Raw genomic sequence first — 17,787 nt, 5'->3', positions numbered from 1 at the left:
GTGTGAAGAAACCGTCGCGAGCGCCCCGAGGTCGCGTCGAGGACCGGAGCCGTACCCAGGTACGGTGAGGACCGCAGATGCGAGATCGGGGTGCGCAGCAGGTTTATTCGCGCCTTCTCAGCGCTCGATGGTCAGCGCAACGCCCATGCCGCCGCCGATGCACAGCGAGGCAATGCCCTTCTTGGCGTTCTGGCGCTGCATTTCGTGCAGCAGCGTCACCAGGATGCGGCAGCCCGACGCGCCGATCGGGTGGCCGATGGCGATGGCGCCGCCGTTGACGTTCACCTTGTTCACGTCCCAGCCCATTTCGCGGTTCACGGCGCAGGCCTGTGCTGCGAAGGCTTCGTTGATCTCGAGCAGGTCGAGGTCTGCGGCCTTCCAGCCGGCGCGCTGCAGCGCCTTGGTCGATGCAGGCACCGGGCCCATGCCCATGATGGCGGGGTCGAGGCCGGCGGTGGCGTAGCTGGCGATGCGACCCAGCGGCTTCAGGCCGAGGGCGGCGGCCTTCTTGGCCGTCATCACCATCACGGCTGCTGCGCCGTCGTTCAGGCCCGAGGCATTGCCTGCCGTCACGCCGCCGGCCTTGTCGAAGGCGGGGCGCAGGCCGGCCAGGCCTTCGGCGCTGGTCTTGCGGTTGATGAACTCGTCCTGGTTGAAGACGATGGGGTCGCCCTTCTTCTGCGGAATGCTCACGCCGACGATTTCGTCCTTGAACTTGCCGGCGTCCTGCGCGGCGGCGGCCTTGGTCTGGCTGCCGAGTGCCAGTTCGTCTTGAGCCGCACGGTCGATGCCGAACTTCTTGGCCACGTTCTCGGCGGTGATGCCCATGTGGTACTGGTTGTAGACGTCCCACAGGCCGTCCACGATCATGGTGTCGACCAGCTTCCAGTCGCCCATGCGCTGGCCGTTGCGCGAGTTGGGCAGCACGTGCGGCGCGGCGCTCATGTTTTCCTGGCCGCCGGCAATGACGATTTCGCTGTCGCCCGTGGCCACGGCCTGCGCCGCCAGCATCACGGCCTTCAGGCCCGAGCCGCACACGGCATTGATGGTGAGCGCCGGGGTTTCCTTGGCGCCGCCGCTCTTGAGCCATGCCTGGCGCGCGGGGTTCTGGCCCGCGCCGGCCGCAAGCACCTGGCCCATGATGGCCTCGCCGACCTGCTCGGCCGTGAGGTTGGCGCGTGCAATCACTTCCTTGATCACGATCGCACCCAGTTCCGTGGCCGAGATGCCGGCGAGCGAGCCGCCGAACTTGCCGACCGCCGTGCGTGCTGCCGAAACGATGACGATGTCTTCCATGAGGTTCTCCGTTGAAGTGATTTGAAATCGAGGTGTAGCGAAGCGAAGGTCAGGCGCGAGCCTTGACGTAGCGTCCCGGCGCCGGTTCGATGGCTTTGTAAGCCTTGCCGTTGCCGTACGCCTTGGGAGCGGGTATTTGTTTGCCCGCGTGGCCCTTGAGCCATTGTGCCCAGTCGGTCCACCAGCTACCGGGATGCTCCTGCGCGCCGGTGAGCCATTCGGCCTGCGTCTTCGGGAACTTGCCGTCGTCGCGAATCCAGTGGCTGCGCTTTTTCTTGACCGGCGGGTTGATCACACCGGCGATGTGGCCCGACGCGCCCATGACGAAGCGCTTCTTGCCCGGCAACAGTTGCGTGGAGGCATATGCGCCGCCGATGGGCACGATGTGGTCCTCGCGCGAGCCGTAGATGTAGGCCGGAATGTCGATGCTGCCCAGGTCGATCTTCTCGCCACACACGGTGAGTGCATTCGGCTTGGCCAGCTTGTTCTCGTGGTACGTGTTGCGCAGGTACCAGGCGTAGAACGGGCCCGGCAGGTTGGTGGCGTCGCTGTTCCAGTACAGCAGGTCGAAGGGCGGCGGGGTCTCGCCCTTGAGGTAGTTGCCGACCACGTAGTTCCAGACCAGGTCGTTGGGCCGCAGGAAGCTGAAGGTCGAGGCCAGGTCGCCGCCCGGAAGCAGGCCGCCCTTGCCGAGCTGCATTTCGCGGTACGCCACCATCGTCTCGTCCACGAAGATGTCGAGGATGCCGGTGTCGCTGAAGTCGAGGAAGGTGGTCAGCAGCGTGACCGATGCAGCCGGCTTCTCGCCGCGCGCCGCGAGCACCGCGAGCGCAGTGCTCAGGATGGTGCCGCCCACGCAGAAGCCGAGCGTGTTGATCTGCTTGCTGCCGCTGATCTCCTGCACCGTGTGGATCGCCTTGATGGCGGCGTTCTCGATGTAGTCGTCCCAGGTGGCCTTGTCCATCGACTCGTCAGGATTGCGCCAGCTCACCACGAACACGCGATGGCCCTGGTCGTTCGCATAGCGGATCAGCGAATTCTCCGGCTGCAGGTCGAGGATGTAGAACTTGTTGATGCACGGCGGCACCAGCAGGAACGGCCGCTCGTACACCTTGGGCGTGAGCGGCTTGTATTCGAGCAACTGGAAGAACTCGTTCTCGAACACCACGGCGCCTTCGGTGGTGGCCACGTTGCGCCCCACTTCAAAGGCGCTCTCGTCGGTCATGCTGAGGTGGCCCTGCTTCACGTCGTGCAGCAGGTTCTGGATGCCCTTGGCAATGCTCTCGCCCTGCGTGTCGATGGCCTTCTTCTGCGCTTCGGCATTGAAGGCCAGCGAGTTGCTGGGCGCCGAGGCGGCCATCCATTGCTCGACCGCGAAGCGCATGCGCGCCTTGGTCTTTTCGTCGGCGTCGATGGCCTCTGCCATGCCGAGCATGGTCCGGCCGTTGAGCAGGTAGACGGCCGCCGAGAAGGCCGACAGCGGGTTGCTGCCCCAGGCATCGCCGGCAAAGCGCTTGTCGCCTTCGGGCTTGGCGGCGAAGCCCTGGCGCCAGAGTTCGGTGGCTTCCGCCAGGTACTGCTGCTGGATGGACTGGAGTTTTTCGGGGTCGATGGAGAACTTGGGCAGCTCGGGCATCTTCGCACCCTGCGGCAATTGCCATAGCGGCGTGCCACCGACGTTGAAGGCCGAAGCCCCCGGTACGGTGCCCTGTGCGACGGACTGCTGGAACGACTCCAGCGCCTTGCTCCATCCCTCTGAAAGTGCCTGCTGAAAGGGCGCGAACGCATCGGCCCCCGTGGCTTGTTGCTTCATCATGTCTCCTGGTCCTCGCCTGAAACGATACGGATGGCTTGCGTGTTTTGAGTATCCTGCATTCACAAGGCACTCACAACGCCGCCCCCTTTGCTTACCAACTGAAACTTCTAGTGTTTATCCATCTGATCGTCATCGGTTGGTTGTATGTCGCCGTGATGATGGCGGTGGCCGAAGCCACCAACACCAACGGCACGGTGCTGGGCGCCATCTTCACATTTCTTTTGTACGGATTGGCGCCGGTGGCACTGGTGGTTTACCTGATGGGCACGCCTGCGCGGCGCCGTGCGATCAAACAACGCGAGGTCGAAGCGCAAGAAGCTGCCCGGCGTGCCGCGGCCGAAGAAGCCCCGTCGCAAGACGCGGGCTCAGACCTTCCAGACCAGGGCGGCGAAGCGGCCGCTGATGCCGTCCCGCCGGTGCGAAAAGAACCGTGACGGGTTGCCGACGGTGCACCAGCCGTCGCTGCCGTCATTGCCGTGAACGGCTTCGATGCCCACCGTGCGCAGCCGCTGGCGTGCCAATGCGGGCAGGTCGGCCAGCCATTTGCCGGGCGCCGGCGCAGGCCTGAAGCAGGATGCGGCTTCGGGCGCATGCGCCTCGAAGGCGGCCTTGACCTCGGGGCCAACCTCGAACGCCTTGGGGCCGATGCATGGGCCCAGCCAGGCGATGACCCGGGCCGCGCCATCTGCCTTGAAAGCTTTGGCGGTCTGTTCGAGCACCCCGCCCGCAAGCCCGCGCCACCCGGCGTGCGCTGCCGCCACGCGGTGGCCCGCTTCGTCGGTGAAGAGCACAGGCAGGCAGTCGGCCACCATGATCGTGCAGGCCAGGCCGGTCGCCGTAGCCGTGCAGGCATCGGCAGCAGCACCGTCGCGTACCACGTCCTGCGCGGCATCGAGTGCGACGACGCCTGTGCCGTGCACCTGCTGCAGGAAAACCGGCCGCGCGCCGATGGCCATGCGCAAACGGTTCCGGTTCTCCGTCACGTGCGCGAGTTCATCGCCCACGTGATCGCCGAGATTCAGGCTCTCATAGCGCCCCCGCGAAACACCGCCGTCGCGCGTGGTGCACACGGCACGCACATTCGGCGGCGCAGGCCAGTCGGGCACGAGCCAGCGCTCGTTCATGAGGCTCAGGCCTCCGCGTCGGGCGCCTGCGAGGGCTGCGCGCGCTGGAAGGCGTCGAGCTCCATGCAGGCCTCGAAGGCGGCCATGGTGCGCGGCAAGCCGCTGAAGTCGCAGTCGAAGCGGCGGCCGTTGAAGATCTGCGGCACCAGGCAGCAGTCGGCCATGGTGGGCGTGTTGCCCCAGCAGTAGATGCCGGCAGGGTACTGCGCAAGCTGGCGCTCGAAGGCCAGCATGCCGTCGCGCACCCAGTGGCGGTACCAGGCGTTCTTGGTTTCGTCGTCGAGCTTCAGGTCTTTCACCAGGTACTTGAGCACGCGCAGGTTGTTGAGCGGATGGATCTCGCATGCAATCGACTGCGCCAGCGCACGCACATGGGCACGGCCCACCGGGTCGCTCGGCAGCAGCGCCGGCTCGGGGTGCACTTCGTCGAGGTATTCAATGATGGCCATCGACTGCGAGAAGCGCTCGCCCTCGTCTTCGAGCAACGGCACCAGCCTGTCGGCCGAGATGGCGGAATAAGGACCGGTGCGATGGTCGCCGCGCGCGATGTGCACGGGAACGTAGTCGAAATCGAGGCCCTTCAGGTTGAGGGCGATGCGCACGCGGAACGAGGCGGAAGAACGGAAATAGTTATGCAGCTTCATGATTTCTCAAGCATAGCGCTCCCTCAGGAGCGGGGCGTGGCCGCCAGCACGCAGCGGAAGTCGTGCAGCGCGGCCTTCGGTGATGTGGTGGCGATGGTGGCGCCGCGCCATTCGTCGAGGATGCGGCGCGCAGCCGCCTCTTCGCGCGCGGCAATTCCGATGCGCCATGGCCCCAGCGTGCCCGGCTCCTCGCCGGCCGCGTGGTTGTGCTGGCCTTCGCCGAAGGGGCGGCCTTCGGAGCAGGCGCGGCAGAGCATCTGCATGCTGGTGGTCCAGTTCTCGGCGCTGGCGCCGGCGGCCTCGAAGCGCTGGACGAGCGCGTCGATGTCTTCCCTGGTCGCGTCCTCGATGGTGGCTTCGTAGGTCGAATAGTCAGACGGCGCGATCAGTTCGAGCGCATCGAACACCGGCACCTCGCGGTCGCCGCGCAGTCGGTAGCCGTTGGCCGCGCCGTCGTGCAGCACGAGGTCGCCGTAGCGGTGGCCGCAGTCCGGCGTGGGCACGTTGCGCAGGATGGCGCGGGCCGGATCGATGCGGTCGGCCCACACCACTTCGCTGGCCTCGTCGCCGTGCACGCGAATGGGGGTGAGTCCGATGAAAAGATCGACGGGGCCTTCGCCGTCCGCCACCTCGATGCCGTACTGCCGCCAGGCGCTGCGGGCCGTTGCCCAGTCGCCCAACGCCGTGGCGGCGATGCCCAGGTTCCATATCGCGCCTTCGTTGCGCGGCTCGCATTGCACGGCCCGGGCGTTGGCCTGCAGCGAGGCGGCCCAGTCGCCGCGGTACTTGTGGATGAGGCCGGCGTTGTACCAGGGGGCCGACCAGTACGGATGCACGGCGCTGGCCTGGGCATAGGCTTGCAGCGCGCCGTCCTGGTCGCCCTCCTCGTCGCGCTGGCGGCCGAGTTCGTTGAGGGCGTTGGCTTTGCCGGCTTTGCCGATTCGGATGGGCATGGTCGAAATGAACGGATGCGGGGAGACACGGGGGAGATGCGGGAAGCGTCTATTGTGAGCCTCCCTCCTCTGGCACACTGCCGGTCTCCCGCTTAGGTTTCGCTGAAAAAGGACACGTCGAAATGGCTTCCGAGTTCGTCTTCGCCCCGCCCGCCACCGTTTCGGTGCCGGTGGCCGGCCAGCCCGCCCGCTTTCCGGTGCACCGCATCTACTGCGTGGGCCGCAACTACGAAGATCACGCCAAGGAAATGGGCTTCACCGGCCGCGAGCCGCCCTTCTTCTTCATGAAGCCGGCCGACGCGCTGGTGGCGGTCGCTGCGGGCCAGACCGGCACCATGGCCTATCCCACGCTCACCAAGAACCTGCACCACGAGATCGAACTGGTGGTTGCCATCGGCACGGGCGGCAAGAACATTGCGGCCGCCGATGCGCACAAGCACATCTACGGCTACGCGGTCGGCCTCGACATGACGCGCCGCGACCTGCAGAACGACATGAAGAAACAGGGCCGCCCCTGGGACATCGGCAAGAGCTTCGAGCAGAGCGCACCCATTGGCCCGATCGTGCCCGTGGCGCAAGCCGGCGACGCCGAAAAGGCCGAGATCTCGCTGCAGGTGAACGGCACCGACCGCCAGCGCAGCAACGTGAGCAAGCTGATCTGGAACGTGGCCGAAACCATCGAGCACCTGTCGGCCGCCTGGGAGCTGCAGCCCGGCGACCTGATCTTCACGGGCACGCCCGAAGGCGTGGCCGCCGTGGTGGCCGGCGACACGCTCGTGGGCGAAGTCGCAGGCCTGCCGACGTTGACCGTCAAGGTCGTCTGAAGTCGGCGGCCGGTTTCATGCTCCTGCGCGTACCCATCAAGCACTGCAAGAACTGTGGCACCGCGGTGGTCTACCGCGTGCCGGACGACGGCGACACCAAGCAGCGCGCCGTCTGCCCGGCCTGCCACACCATCCACTACGAGAACCCGCTGAACGTGGTCGGCACCATTCCGGTCCTGGGTGACAAGGTGTTGCTGTGCAAGCGCAACATCGAGCCGCGCTGGGGCAAGTGGACGCTGCCGGCCGGCTTCATGGAACTCGAGGAAACCACCGCCCAGGGCGCGGCCCGCGAGACCGACGAAGAGGCCGGCGCCAACTACGTGATGGAGGGACTGTTCTCCGTCATCAGCGTGGTGCGCGTGGGCCAGGTGCACCTGTTCTACCGCGCCCGCCTGCTCGACGACAAGTTCGACCCGGGCCACGAAACCATCGAGGCGAAGCTCTTCACCGAAGAAGAAATCCCCTGGGATGAGATCGCCTTTCGCACCGTGCGCGAAACGCTCGAGCACTACTTCGAGGACCGGCGTCGCGGCAGCTTCGACCGCGTCCACACGATCGACATCGTTTGAAAAAACCGCACACACCCATGACGCTTCGCTCCACCCTGCTTCGCGCCGCGCTCGGCTTCGGGTTCATCCTGGCCGCAACGGCACACGCGGAAACGGTGGGCGACGTCGACACCGCCTTCAAGCTCATCGGGCCCGACCACAAGATCGTGATCGAGGCCTACGACGACCCCAAGGTCACTGGCGTTACCTGCTATGTCTCGCGCGCCAAGACCGGCGGGCTGGCCGGCGCCTTCGGCGTGGCTGAGGACAAGTCCGAAGCCTCCATTGCCTGCCGCCAGGTCGGCCCCGTGAGCATCACGCAGCCGCTGCCCAAGCGCGAAGAGGTCTACAGCGAACGGCTGTCGGTGCTCTTCAAGCGCCTGCGCGTGGTGCGCATGGTCGATGCAAAGCGCAACACGCTGGTGTACCTGACCTACTCCGACCTGCTGATCGACGGTTCGCCCAAGAACAGCGTGACGGCAGTGCCCATCGATCGCGGCACGCCCATTCCGCTGAAATAGCCTCAGACCGCCTTCAATGGCCACTTCGCGTCGGGTTGCTCTTCAAGCGCCGACGCGTGAGTTTGCTAGCATCTGCCGCTTGGCCCGCCCGGCGAGCCAGACCGCAGGAACCCTCCGCAACGAACCCGTTCCAACAAAGCGCCATGCACCTTCAGACTTTTGTTTTACGTACCGGCGCCGCAGCGTTGCTTGCCGCGAGCCTCGCGGCCTGCTCCACGGTCGACCTCAACACCCCGTGGCCGGCCCCGGCGGTCAAGCCGCCACCGGTCCAGCAACGCCCGGCAGCCCTGTTCGTCCGCCCCGCGAACGGCGCGACCATCGCCCGCTTCGACGGCGACCGCGTCAAGGGCATCGACATCGCCGGCAACCTAGGCGACCCGGTCGTCGCCTCGGCCGATGGACGCGTGGTGTACGTGGGCGGCGAACTGCCGGCCTACGGCAACATGGTCATCGTGAAACATAACGAGACCTTCCTTACCGCCTACGCGCACGTGCAGACCATCCTCGTGAAGGAAAACGCGGTGGTGCGCCAGGGCGACAAGATCGCCGAAATGGGCCGCAGCAACGCCGACCGCGTGAAGCTGCGCTTCGAGATCCGCAAGAACGGCACGGCCGTCGACCCGGAGCCGTACCTCAGCGGACGGCTGCAGCAGTAGCCTCCCCGCAGCAGCCCGTCTGCTGGCGCTGCGTCCATGAAAAAGCCCCCTCGCGGGGGCTTTCGGCTTTGAGGGGCGACCCCGGTCCTCAGTTCTGGTCGCGAAGCGCCAGTTCGCGCCAGTTGGCGTCGTACGTGCTGACGTACATATTCCTGTAGACGACGGAACCCTGCGCCGGCAGGTTGAACGTCTTCGATGCCGTGCCCGCGGCCGACGGAGCTACATCGGCACGGTCCTGCACGCTGGCAGATGGGCCGGACACCAGGCTCAGGAAGAACTCCGCGGCGAAGCCGGGGTTCAGGTCCGTTGCGCTGACGGCGAAGTCGCTGCCTCCTGAGTAGGACGCGAAGGCTGGCGTGGTCGAGAAGCCCGGGTAAGTTGCGGCCGCCGCCTCCGCCAGCGTCATCGGCCGGCCATGGAAGCGGTGCTTGTAGACGATGTCGAAGCCACTGAACTTGGCCACCGTCGAGCCGTCGCTTTCGTAGGCCGTGAAGGTGTACTCGGGCGTGGCTGGAATCGCCGCGATCGCGCTGTCGCTCAGGCCGGCGGTCGACAGGCCGCTGCAGTTCGACGTCAGGTAGTAATAGTTGTTGTTGGGGGAGCCCTGGATCGGCCAATCGCCGCCGCCCGAAGGACGCATGTGGCGCAAGCCGCCCGCGGGCAGCCCCGGCCCAGTAACGACGACCGAGGCAACGTTGCCGCTGTTGCCGGTGTTCGTGTCCTGGATCGCGAACTGCAGCGAACTGCTCACGCAACCCGTCGCCTTCTCCTTGGTGGAGTGGATGTGCGGGTTGATGTCCAGCACGCGCCCGTCGCCGCGCAGGCGCCACGTGCCGTCAGTGCCCTTGACGATCTGCATGCCCTGGTTGTTGCTGAAGGCGACGCCGTTCTTGTCCTTGTGCGTGAATTCGACATACGCGCGCGGGCTCGTGTTGTTCGCGTCGATGGTGTAGTTGATCCGCTGGATGACCACGTCCGTGAAGCTCGCGCCCACGAGGCTGGGGTCCGACGCCGCGTCGCCGGCGAACTGCGCCGCGTTCAGGTCGGAGGACCGGAAGCCATAGGTTCCGGTGGCAGGGTTGCTGCCATCGGTCATGAGGGGCAGCAGTTCGGCCGGCGCGGGCAGTCCGTTCGCGAACTTGCCCACGAAGTCCGACAGCACCTTGCGGATCAGCGTGATGTCGTCCGCCGCGGTGCTCATGCCATCGCCGCTCAGCGGCGTCGTGGAGGTCTCGGCGGCCGCCTTCACGGCCAGATCGTCGGCAATCTGCTGCTGCGTGACGATGTTCGTGATGGTCGCCACGTTGGTGGCCGGGTCCACGCTCACGCGCAGCACGTCGAGCGCCTTGTCCAGCGCACTCGACAGCGGCGTGAAGGCGGTGCGCAACAAGTCGATGCTCGCATCCACGCCCAGAGCCAGCAGCACCGGCAGCAGCTTGGCCTTCAGGCCGTCGGATTCGGCCTTGAGCTCGTCGGCCGTGAGCGAGGCGAATTCGCCGCCGTCGAAGTACTGCTCGGCCAACCGGCCCGCGATGTTGGCCACCACCAGGTCGGTCAGCGGCGTGATGTTGATGGTGCCGTTGGCGTCGGCGGCGGTCGCGGCCGAATGGATCACCGTGCGCTCGCCGCCCACCGTGCCTTCGGCGCGAAAGACGAAAGGCGCCGTCATGCCGCTCACGTCGATGTTGTAGTTGCCGTCGACCAGTGCCACGGTCTTGGTCACGCCCTTGGCGTCCTTGACGGTGACGGTACCCACCAGGGGCAGGCCGGAGGCTGCCGTGCCCGAAAACGTAACCGGCGTGGATGCGGCCGGCGGATCGCTGGCCGGCGGGTTGCCGCCGCCCGCAGCCGGGAAGCCGGCGAACCCGCCGCCACCGCCGCCCCCACCCCCGCCGCAGGCTGCGAGCGAGATCAGGAGCGCCACTGCGCATGCGGAACGCGTCGTCTTGAAGAAGAGCGGGCTGGAAGCCTCGGGGGTCGCGAAGTTTGTTTTCATGGATGGTTTTTCAGGTGAAAGGGCAAACAAAAGAATCAACTCGTAACACGAGCGTTGCGATTCTTCTGTGCCCCTGCCTTCCTCACCATCCTCTGTTTTGAGGATGCGGTCCCGTGGCGGCTAGAGCAGGCTCTCGGGTACCAGCGGCGCCAGCAGCTCCAGCTTCCAGCGCGACCAGAAGTCCGTTTCGGGCTCCTGGTGCAGGATGGTGTCAGCCGCGTCCCCCGAGGCCGGGCTCACCCACTCGATGGCGCCTGTCGGCCCCAGTTGCAGCTGGTAGGCGCCGTCCAGCCGGATGAAGCCGATCAGGCTGGTGAGCTGCTGAGCGATCTGCGGGCTGAAGATGAAGATGCCGACCTCGGTGTTGTGCAGCATCGAGCGCGGGTCGAAGTTCATCGAGCCGATGAACACGATCTTGCGGTCGACCACCGCCGACTTGCCATGCAGCCGCCCGCTGGCCGAGCCGTACATGCCGAAGCGCTTGGTCTGCTCCACCCGCTTGGGGCTCAGCTCGTACAGCTCCACGCCCAGGCGCAGCATTTCGGGGCGGTAGCGGCGGTAGCCGATGTGCACCAGCGACTCGTCGGTGGCCGCCAGCGAATTGGTGACGATGGTATAGGCCACGCCGTTGCCGCGCACGAGGCGGATCGTCTCCATGCCGCCGCGGCCCGGAATCAGGTAGGGCGTGGTCTGCATGACCTCGTTCTCGGCGCCGCGCACGTAGCGCCGCACGTTGTAGAGCACGCTGTCCTTCGACTCGTCGGCGGGCGGGCCACGCGCTTCTTCGGTCGGCCCGAGCGCCTTGGCCGGCGGGTCGGCATACGCCTCGGCGCGGGCCCACACCAGCTTCAGCGCGCCCGCGTCCAAGTCCTTGGCCAGCGGGTTGTTGCCCAGCAGGTCGGTGGAGTCGGGCTCTTCGGGGTGCAGCTGGTCGGGGCCGGTGGTCAGCCGGTCGAAGCGCTCGCGCAGTTGCTGCGGTGTTTCGCCGGTGGGCGGCACCAGCGACTCGATGGGGTAGACGTAAGGGCTGTTCCAGTACATGTCGAACAGCGACGACAGCTTGGGCACCACGGCGCCTGCCACCAGCGTGTCGATGTCGATGAAGTTCGAGCCTCCGTCGCGCAGGAAGTACTCGTTGGCCATATTGCGCCCGCCCATCACACCGATGGTGTTGTCGACCACGTAGAGCTTGTTGTGCATGCGGCGGTGCACGCGGTCGAAGTCGAGGATCGACCAGGCCCAGCGCGTGCCGAAGCGGCCACGCCCCGCGGGGAACGGGTTGAAGAGCCGCACCTCGACGTTCGGATGCGAGGCAAAACTGGCGAAGAGCGGGTCGGCACCGGCGGTGTAGAGATCGTCCACCAGCAGCCGCACGCGCACGCCGCGGTCGGCCGCGTCGCGCAGGGCGCGCAGCAGGTAGCGGCCGGTCTCGTCGTTCTGCACGAGGTAGTACTGCACGTCGATGGAGCGCTGCGCGCGGCGCGCGAGTTCGATGCGCGCGTGCAGCGAGAACTGCGGCATCGGCAGCAGCCTGAACCCGCTCAGCGGCTCGCCGGGCGGAGCAGCCGCCTTCACGAGGCGGCCGAGCGTGGTGTCCGCTCCGTCGGTGATTGCGACGGAGGGTTTGCGCTGCACGTCGACGGGCAGTCCGGCGCAGCCGACTATGCACAGCGCGACGATGCCGAGCAGCAGCCACGACAGCCACCGGGCGCGCGGTCTGTCAGCAGCCCGACAAGGAGAGTTCGACATTGGAACGACGAGGCGTGGGTTGGAGCGTGGATCGAAAGGCTCGCGGTTTCTACCACGCGCCTGCCGACCTTGCCGCGCCGCCGCGCGCGTTCAGTTCAATGCTCGCGCGCCGGGCCCCATTGCCTGACGAAGTGGTCCGCCCGCAGCGTGGCCCGCTCGATCGCCGCGTCCCATGTCAGCTGCTGGGTAATCACCAGGGCGCAGCGCGGAATGCCGCGCAGACTCAACTCGCAAATGCCGGCATAGGTGCCGCTCGGCGTGCGCATGAGCTCGAACCAACCCGTCCAGCCTTCTGGAACGCTGAGGGGAAGTCGAGCGCTGTCCATGGTGAGCACACCGTATTCCTTTTATTACGCAGTTACAAGAATTTAAACCCTAAGCACTACTTATGGCTGGGAAGCAGAGGCTAAGTGCAACACCGCCAAACGACATCACCTGAACATGGGAGCTCCGGCGAATTGGGGCCGAGGCGGCTTTTCGGCAAAGATCGAGGGGCATGAACTCAACAACGAGCTCCCGGAATTCCAGCGGCGGCGGATCCGCCACCCTTTCACTGTTCGACGACCCGCCGCGCGAGGCGCGCGAACCGCTCGGCCCGGGCGCCTTCGTGCTGCCCGGTTTCGCCCTGCCCTTCGTCGACGCGCTCCTGCCGGCCATCGAAGGGCTGGCAGAACGCGCACCCTTCCGCCACCTCGTCACACCGGGCGGCTTCACCATGTCCGTTGCGCTGACCAACTGCGGTGCGCTCGGCTGGACCAGCGACCGGCGCGGCTACCGCTACAGCGCCACCGACCCCGACAGCGGCAAGCCCTGGCCCGCCATGCCCGAGCCGTTCACGCGACTGGCGCGCGAGGCAGCCTCGGCGGCCGGCTTCGACGGCTTCGCGCCCGACGCCTGCCTCGTCAACCGCTACACGCCGGGCGCGCGGCTGTCGCTGCACCAGGACAAGGACGAACACGACTACGGCGCGCCCATCGTCTCGGTGTCGCTCGGCATGCGCGCCGTCTTTCTGTTCGGCGGGCATGCGCGCAGCGACAAGACGGTGCGCGTACCGCTGGTGCACGGCGACGTCGTGGTCTGGGGCGGCGAAGACCGGCTGCGCTACCACGGCGTGCTGCCCCTGAAAGACGAGCCGCACCCGCTGCTGGGCGCGACGCGCATCAACCTCACATTCCGCAAGGCGGGCTGACACGCATGCAGGCCAGCGACAAGACGGACAAGAAGATCGGCCCCGGCAACGCCATCCGCGAGCTCTATGCCGCCCTGTGGCACTTTGCGGAAGGCGCGCGCGGACAGCTGCTGGCGGCCACTGCGCTGCTTGCAGCTTCGCAGCTGATCCGCCTCACGCTGCCGTACCTCGCAGGACAGGCCATCAACGCACTGCAGCGCGGCGAGCTGAACACAGCCGGCCACTGGATCGCGGCACTGGTCGGGGTGGCCGTTGGCGCATGGGTGCTGCACGGCCCGGGCCGCATTCTCGAACGCAACGTCGGCGTGAAGGTGCGCGAGACACTCGCCGACCAGCTGTACGCACGCATCGCAGCCGCACCTCTCGCCTGGCACGATGACCACCACTCCGGCGAGCTGCAACACCGCGTGCATCAGGCCGGCCGCGCGCTGTCGGACTTCGCGCAAAACCAGTTCATCTGGCTCACCAACGCCGTCAACTTCGTCGGCCCGCTGGTCGCGCTGGCGCTGCTGTCGCGCACCAGTGGCGTGACGGCGCTCGCGGGGTATGTGCTGATCGGCCTCGTCATCGTGCGCATCGACCGCGCGCTGATGAAACTGGCGCGTGCCGAGAACGATGCCGACCGTCGCTATGTGGCTGTGCTGCTCGACTTCCTGGGCAATGCCTCGACCGTGATCGGCCTGCGCCTGCAGGGTGCCTCAAGGCTGCTGCTGCGGCGACGCATGGCCGCGATCTCGCTGCCGCTGAAGCGCACCGTGGTCCTCAACGAAGGCAAGTGGTTCGCCGTCGACCTCATGGGGCTGGCGCTGACCTGGGGGCTGGTGGTGGTCTACGTGTGGCAGGCACGTGCGCCCGGACAGGCCGTGATGCTGGGCGCGGTGTTCATGATTTATCAATACGCGCAGCAGGCGGCCGGCGTCGTGACTTCGGTGGCCGCCAACTTCAGCTTCTTCGCGCGCATGCACACGGACTACAGCAGCGCCGAGCCGATCTGGCAGGCGCCATCGGGAAACGAAGCGATGGCCACGCCGCCCGAGCAGGTACCCGAGCGAGAGCGGATAGAGGCCGATGCGCCGTGGCGGCAGTTGAGCATCCAGGCGCTGCAATGGCGCTACGCGCCGCGCGGTGCTTCGGCCGAAGAAGAACCCGGGGCTGCCGAACCCGTGCGGAGTGGCCTGCACGACGTGATGCTGACACTGCGCCGCGGCGAACGCGTCGCCCTCGTCGGCCCGAGCGGAGGCGGCAAGAGCACCCTGCTGCGCGTGCTGGCCGGGCTCTATCCGCCCGACAGCGGCACGCTGCTGCTCGACGGCCAGCCGGTCGATTGGGCACAACTGCGCCGGCTCGCCACGCTGATCCCGCAGGAGACAGAACTCTTCGAAGCCAGCGTGCGCGAGAACCTCGCCTTCGGACAGCCGCGCGACGACACGCTCCTGCAGGCCGCTCTGCACACCAGCACTTTTGACGAAGTGCTGAAGGCGAACCACGGCGACCTCGACACCGCCGTGTCGGAGCGGGGCTTCAATCTTTCAGGCGGGCAGAGGCAGCGGCTGTGCCTTGCGCGCGGCGTGCTCGCGGCGCAAGGCAGCTCACTGCTGCTGCTCGACGAGCCGACCAGTGCGCTGGATGCCAGCACAGAAGCCCGCGTGCTCGGGCGCATTGCGGATGCGTTTCCGGATGCTTGCTTGATCGCGTCGGTCCACCGGTTGAGCTTGCTCGAGCGATTCGACACAGTAGTGCTGATGGAGGCCGGGCATGTGCTCGACCATGGGCCGTGTGAGGCGGTGTTGGCCAGGCAGCCGCTATTGCGGCGGATGACGACGGCTACCGCCCACTAAACGGAGCGCACCTCGACAACCTAGGAGAGTGCGAAGAAGCGTCCGTCACCACAGCCTTGCTTTGGTTTGCACAAGCGTATCGACACACTGCGCCAACGCCTTGGCGCGTTCCTCGCGAATGCGCTGCCAGTTGTCGGCCCGCCAGGCGGCCCAATCTGCCGGCTCGGAACGATAGGAGCAATTGGCAGGAATTGGCGGAAGGCCGAACCGCAGGCTCGCCAAGGCCAGCCCGGCGCTGAACTGCAGGCGATACAACTCGTCGGTGCCCGACAGATTCTCATAGACCAGTCGCCACACGCCAGGATTGATCGGTGCATCGGCCTCGGCCGGCAACTGCGCCGCAGACTCCATGTCTTCACGCGTCCATCCGCTTTCGCGACGGCCGCGCTCCAGTTCAGCCCACGCCCGGGCAGCATAGACGCGGGTGGCGACCTCACCGAGCGCTTCGGGCAAATCCTTCAAGCCCGGATTGGTGGCCCATGGTTGGCCCACGAGTTCCGGGACCGGATCACCGACCAGATCATCCTTGGAGAAGCCCTGCACCGTACCGATCACAGGTCTCCCCACGATGGCCGAGACACCGACGCGAAGCGCCACCTGCGCGGCAACGGCATTGCCCGTGTGATCGCGGCGCACCACCCGCAACGGCTCGAAGTCTTCGGGATAGGACTTGCCACGCAAACGCACCTGCGTTTTGCCCACAGGCACGATGCCATCGGGCGCCGCATAGCTGCTCAGGGCAGGCGCCGCGGCGGCCGCTTCACCTGGCTGGCTCGCGTTGAGCGGTGGTTGGGTCACGCATGCGGACAACAGGAGCGCGATGCCCAGCCCCGCGAATCGCGTGGCAACAACTTTCACGCGCGCCTCTTCCTTCGTTGCTCTCACTGGAATCTCCCTCTGATTAAAAACTTGCGTTGAGATTGAAACCCAACGTCACCTTCGCAGTGCGATAGCCCTCCGGCTTGCTGATTGGCGCGCCGACGAAGAAGTCGTAGCTCAGCTTGCTCCACTGGCCGCGCACGCCGATGACTGCGCCAGCAAGGCTGCGGTCAAGAAGATCGACGGTCGAACGCCCGCCGACGTGGCCGTAATCCATGCCCGCGTACAGTTCCGCCCCGCTCTGCCCCATCGCCCAGCCGATGTCGTTGCGGATGAGCCAGCCGCGCTCGCCCAGCAGGCTCGTCTCGCCATCGAAACCGCGCACCGTGTAGCGCCCGCCGATGGCGAAGCGGTCTTGCGGCGTCAGAGGCGTGCGGTTCCACTGGGCGCGGATCAGCCCGGAGTAGCGCAGCTTCTGTTCGCCGAGCTTGAACGGCGCATTGAGGGTGACATCGGCCGTGTACAGCTTCAGGCGTGAGGTGCCCTCGCCGAACTCTTCTTCCGGCGCGACGCGCGAGCCGAAGCCGCCCGTGCCACGCTTGTAGGCCAGCGTGCCTTCGAGCGTCGCTTCGCCGATGAACTCCTTGTGGTTCAGGCTGAGCTCCCAGCCACCGACCACGCGGTGCTGCACCTCGACTTCGGTGTCGTCCACGAAGTTGCGCGATTCGCGGCGCCAGCCCTTGACGGCCACCGTGGTCTTGCGGCTCTGGTCGCGGTAGAGCAAGCGCGAGAGCTTGACCTCGGCGTTGTTGGATTTGCCGGCGTAGACATAGTCCTGGTTCAGGCCGGCTACGCTCTGGTGGTACTGGCTGTTGGAAGCGGTAAAGCCCAGGAGCCAGTAGCCGTAGGGCAGCGAGTAGTGAACGGTCTGGCCTTCGGTGCCCTTGGCCGGATCGCTGAAGACGTGGTTGTTGATGTTGTGGTTGGCGCTGACGTAGAACAGGTCGTTCAGGCCGAAGGGGTTGTCCAGGGAAAGGGTTGCGCCGGACTGGTAGCGGCCGGTGGCTTCAGTGCCGCTGTCGTCCAGGCTCAAGGCGATGCGCCACTTCTTGGATTGGACGTACTTGACGACGAGGTCGCTGTCGCCAGGCTTGGCATTGGGGGCGGTCGACGGTTCGATCTGGATGTCGGCTTCGGCGGTGGGGGTGCGCTTGAGGTTCTCCAGGCCTTGTTCGATGTCGCGCAGATTCAGCAGGTCGCCGGGGCGTGCGGGGACGGCTGTGGCGAGCAGGGCTGAGCTACCGAGCAAGGTCGATGAGGAGCCTGCGGTCGTGCGGATGGCGGCGATGCGGCCTGGCACGAGCGACAGCGTCAAGATGCCGGTCGAGAGATCCTGTGGCGAAGCGAGAACACGGGTCGTGACATAGCCGCGAGCGATGGCGGCTTGCTGGGCGCGTGCGAGGACTACATTGACGCCGGAGGTGCCGAGGCAGCGGCCAATGGGCGAATCGTTGCCATCGGGGCCGGACAGATCGGCGACGGCCCATTGGAAGGATTCGGACTGCTCACCGACGAGCAGCACACGGTCGATGCGAAAGCACGGGGATTCGGCTTCGGGGATGCGCTGGTTCGGCGCCGGTGGCGCCGCTTGTGGACGCTGATCGACGGTGCGCTCATTCTGTTCGCGCAAGGCGCGTTCGCGCTCTTGCTGGCGCTGCTGCTCGACGAAGGGTTGAGGCGTCGTCGGTGACTGTTGCGCTGCGGACAACAGCGGACCGGCTGCCAATGCGGCTGCCAACAAGTTGCTCTTCAAA

Annotated in this window: 17 protein-coding genes; 7 read left to right on the top strand and 10 right to left on the bottom strand. The window is 66.5% G+C overall.

Annotated elements, in window-relative coordinates:
- Positions 1 to 117: 117 nt before the first annotated feature.
- Entirely contained in the window at positions 118 to 1,296 is a 1,179-nt protein-coding gene (locus ACSFCA_RS10570) for an acetyl-CoA C-acetyltransferase (RefSeq protein WP_093052636.1), read from the bottom strand.
- Positions 1,297 to 1,345: 49 nt separating this feature from the next.
- Complete coding sequence (phaC, locus tag ACSFCA_RS10565; protein WP_435459475.1) at positions 1,346 to 3,109, bottom strand: class I poly(R)-hydroxyalkanoic acid synthase; 1,764 nt, start codon at positions 3,107 to 3,109, stop codon at positions 1,346 to 1,348.
- 113 nt (positions 3,110 to 3,222) lie between these two features.
- Here phaC and ACSFCA_RS10560 point away from each other — a divergent pair, with 113 nt between their 5' ends.
- On the top strand, positions 3,223 to 3,546 hold the full coding sequence (locus ACSFCA_RS10560) for a hypothetical protein (protein ID WP_435459832.1): 324 nt from the start codon (positions 3,223 to 3,225) through the stop codon (positions 3,544 to 3,546).
- On the opposite strand, the gene pgeF is transcribed toward ACSFCA_RS10560, so the two are convergent.
- Genes pgeF through ACSFCA_RS10545 form a run of 3 tightly spaced genes read right to left on the bottom strand, consistent with a single transcriptional unit; the run spans position 3,478 to position 5,833 of the window.
- Positions 3,478 to 4,236 (bottom strand): peptidoglycan editing factor PgeF, encoded by a 759-nt coding sequence (pgeF, locus tag ACSFCA_RS10555; RefSeq protein ID WP_258349976.1) that lies wholly within the window; start codon positions 4,234 to 4,236, stop codon positions 3,478 to 3,480. The two genes, ACSFCA_RS10560 and pgeF, sit on opposite strands and share 69 nt — an antisense overlap.
- 5 nt (positions 4,237 to 4,241) lie before the next feature.
- Entirely contained in the window at positions 4,242 to 4,880 is a 639-nt protein-coding gene (gene maiA / locus ACSFCA_RS10550) for a maleylacetoacetate isomerase (RefSeq protein ID WP_258349977.1), read from the bottom strand.
- A gap of 23 nt (positions 4,881 to 4,903) precedes the next feature.
- Positions 4,904 to 5,833 carry a tetratricopeptide repeat protein gene (locus ACSFCA_RS10545; RefSeq protein ID WP_258349978.1) on the bottom strand — a complete coding sequence of 310 codons (930 nt, stop codon included), beginning with the start codon at positions 5,831 to 5,833 and terminating at the stop codon, positions 4,904 to 4,906.
- 122 nt (positions 5,834 to 5,955) lie between these two features.
- Between ACSFCA_RS10545 and ACSFCA_RS10540 the strand changes: the two genes are divergently transcribed.
- From ACSFCA_RS10540 to ACSFCA_RS10525, 4 genes are all read left to right on the top strand, one after another.
- Positions 5,956 to 6,657, top strand: coding sequence for a fumarylacetoacetate hydrolase family protein (locus ACSFCA_RS10540; protein ID WP_435459474.1), 702 nt, complete (start codon positions 5,956 to 5,958; stop codon positions 6,655 to 6,657).
- 17 nt (positions 6,658 to 6,674) lie between these two features.
- The gene (locus ACSFCA_RS10535) at positions 6,675 to 7,226 is read left to right on the top strand and encodes an NUDIX hydrolase (RefSeq protein WP_093052657.1); all 552 of its coding nucleotides are present in this window, start codon (positions 6,675 to 6,677) and stop codon (positions 7,224 to 7,226) included.
- A gap of 17 nt (positions 7,227 to 7,243) precedes the next feature.
- Positions 7,244 to 7,726, top strand: a complete 483-nt coding sequence (locus ACSFCA_RS10530; protein ID WP_093052660.1) for a CreA family protein — start codon at positions 7,244 to 7,246, stop codon at positions 7,724 to 7,726.
- Between the two features lie 143 nt (positions 7,727 to 7,869).
- On the top strand, positions 7,870 to 8,382 hold the full coding sequence (locus ACSFCA_RS10525) for a murein hydrolase activator EnvC family protein (protein ID WP_309148838.1): 513 nt from the start codon (positions 7,870 to 7,872) through the stop codon (positions 8,380 to 8,382).
- Positions 8,383 to 8,470: 88 nt separating this feature from the next.
- Here the strand turns inward: ACSFCA_RS10525 and ACSFCA_RS10520 are convergent, their stop codons facing one another.
- From ACSFCA_RS10520 to ACSFCA_RS10510, 3 genes are all read right to left on the bottom strand, one after another.
- Complete coding sequence (locus ACSFCA_RS10520) at positions 8,471 to 10,378, bottom strand: hypothetical protein (protein WP_435459473.1); 1,908 nt, start codon at positions 10,376 to 10,378, stop codon at positions 8,471 to 8,473.
- A 120-nt stretch (positions 10,379 to 10,498) separates the two neighbouring features.
- Positions 10,499 to 12,127 (bottom strand): phospholipase D family protein, encoded by a 1,629-nt coding sequence (locus ACSFCA_RS10515; RefSeq protein WP_435459472.1) that lies wholly within the window; start codon positions 12,125 to 12,127, stop codon positions 10,499 to 10,501.
- 95 nt (positions 12,128 to 12,222) lie between these two features.
- Complete coding sequence (locus tag ACSFCA_RS10510; RefSeq protein WP_093080462.1) at positions 12,223 to 12,453, bottom strand: hypothetical protein; 231 nt, start codon at positions 12,451 to 12,453, stop codon at positions 12,223 to 12,225.
- A gap of 170 nt (positions 12,454 to 12,623) precedes the next feature.
- Here ACSFCA_RS10510 and alkB point away from each other — a divergent pair, with 170 nt between their 5' ends.
- Together alkB and ACSFCA_RS10500 are read left to right on the top strand one after the other, a co-directional pair.
- Entirely contained in the window at positions 12,624 to 13,316 is a 693-nt protein-coding gene (gene alkB / locus ACSFCA_RS10505) for a DNA oxidative demethylase AlkB (protein WP_435459471.1), read from the top strand.
- Positions 13,317 to 13,321: 5 nt separating this feature from the next.
- Positions 13,322 to 15,154, top strand: coding sequence for an ABC transporter ATP-binding protein (locus ACSFCA_RS10500; protein WP_435459470.1), 1,833 nt, complete (start codon positions 13,322 to 13,324; stop codon positions 15,152 to 15,154).
- A gap of 45 nt (positions 15,155 to 15,199) precedes the next feature.
- Here the strand turns inward: ACSFCA_RS10500 and ACSFCA_RS10495 are convergent, their stop codons facing one another.
- On the bottom strand, positions 15,200 to 16,012 hold the full coding sequence (locus tag ACSFCA_RS10495) for a hypothetical protein (RefSeq protein WP_435459469.1): 813 nt from the start codon (positions 16,010 to 16,012) through the stop codon (positions 15,200 to 15,202).
- Between the two features lie 43 nt (positions 16,013 to 16,055).
- Positions 16,056 to 17,774: a ShlB/FhaC/HecB family hemolysin secretion/activation protein gene (locus tag ACSFCA_RS10490; protein ID WP_435459831.1), complete on the bottom strand. Its 1,719-nt coding sequence runs from the start codon at positions 17,772 to 17,774 to the stop codon at positions 16,056 to 16,058.
- Positions 17,775 to 17,787: the final 13 nt, after the last annotated feature.

The sequence above is a fragment of the Variovorax multivorans genome (assembly GCF_051216835.1).
Lineage (GTDB): Bacteria > Pseudomonadota > Gammaproteobacteria > Burkholderiales > Burkholderiaceae_C > Variovorax.
The sequence above is the reverse complement of the archived record's forward strand: the minus strand, read 5'-3'. Positions and strand labels throughout refer to the sequence as shown.

Coding starts and splice junctions, on each gene's coding strand:
- ACSFCA_RS10570 (WP_093052636.1), bottom strand. CDS start 1,296: ATGGAAGACATCGTCATCGTTTCGGCAGCACGCACGGCGGTCGGCAAG.
- phaC (WP_435459475.1), bottom strand. CDS start 3,109: ATGAAGCAACAAGCCACGGGGGCCGATGCGTTCGCGCCCTTTCAGCAG.
- pgeF (WP_258349976.1), bottom strand. CDS start 4,236: ATGAACGAGCGCTGGCTCGTGCCCGACTGGCCTGCGCCGCCGAATGTG.
- maiA (WP_258349977.1), bottom strand. CDS start 4,880: ATGAAGCTGCATAACTATTTCCGTTCTTCCGCCTCGTTCCGCGTGCGC.
- ACSFCA_RS10545 (WP_258349978.1), bottom strand. CDS start 5,833: ATGCCCATCCGAATCGGCAAAGCCGGCAAAGCCAACGCCCTCAACGAA.
- ACSFCA_RS10540 (WP_435459474.1), top strand. CDS start 5,956: ATGGCTTCCGAGTTCGTCTTCGCCCCGCCCGCCACCGTTTCGGTGCCG.
- ACSFCA_RS10535 (WP_093052657.1), top strand. CDS start 6,675: ATGCTCCTGCGCGTACCCATCAAGCACTGCAAGAACTGTGGCACCGCG.
- ACSFCA_RS10530 (WP_093052660.1), top strand. CDS start 7,244: ATGACGCTTCGCTCCACCCTGCTTCGCGCCGCGCTCGGCTTCGGGTTC.
- ACSFCA_RS10525 (WP_309148838.1), top strand. CDS start 7,870: ATGCACCTTCAGACTTTTGTTTTACGTACCGGCGCCGCAGCGTTGCTT.
- ACSFCA_RS10520 (WP_435459473.1), bottom strand. CDS start 10,378: ATGAAAACAAACTTCGCGACCCCCGAGGCTTCCAGCCCGCTCTTCTTC.
- ACSFCA_RS10515 (WP_435459472.1), bottom strand. CDS start 12,127: ATGTCGAACTCTCCTTGTCGGGCTGCTGACAGACCGCGCGCCCGGTGG.
- ACSFCA_RS10510 (WP_093080462.1), bottom strand. CDS start 12,453: ATGGACAGCGCTCGACTTCCCCTCAGCGTTCCAGAAGGCTGGACGGGT.
- alkB (WP_435459471.1), top strand. CDS start 12,624: ATGAACTCAACAACGAGCTCCCGGAATTCCAGCGGCGGCGGATCCGCC.
- ACSFCA_RS10500 (WP_435459470.1), top strand. CDS start 13,322: ATGCAGGCCAGCGACAAGACGGACAAGAAGATCGGCCCCGGCAACGCC.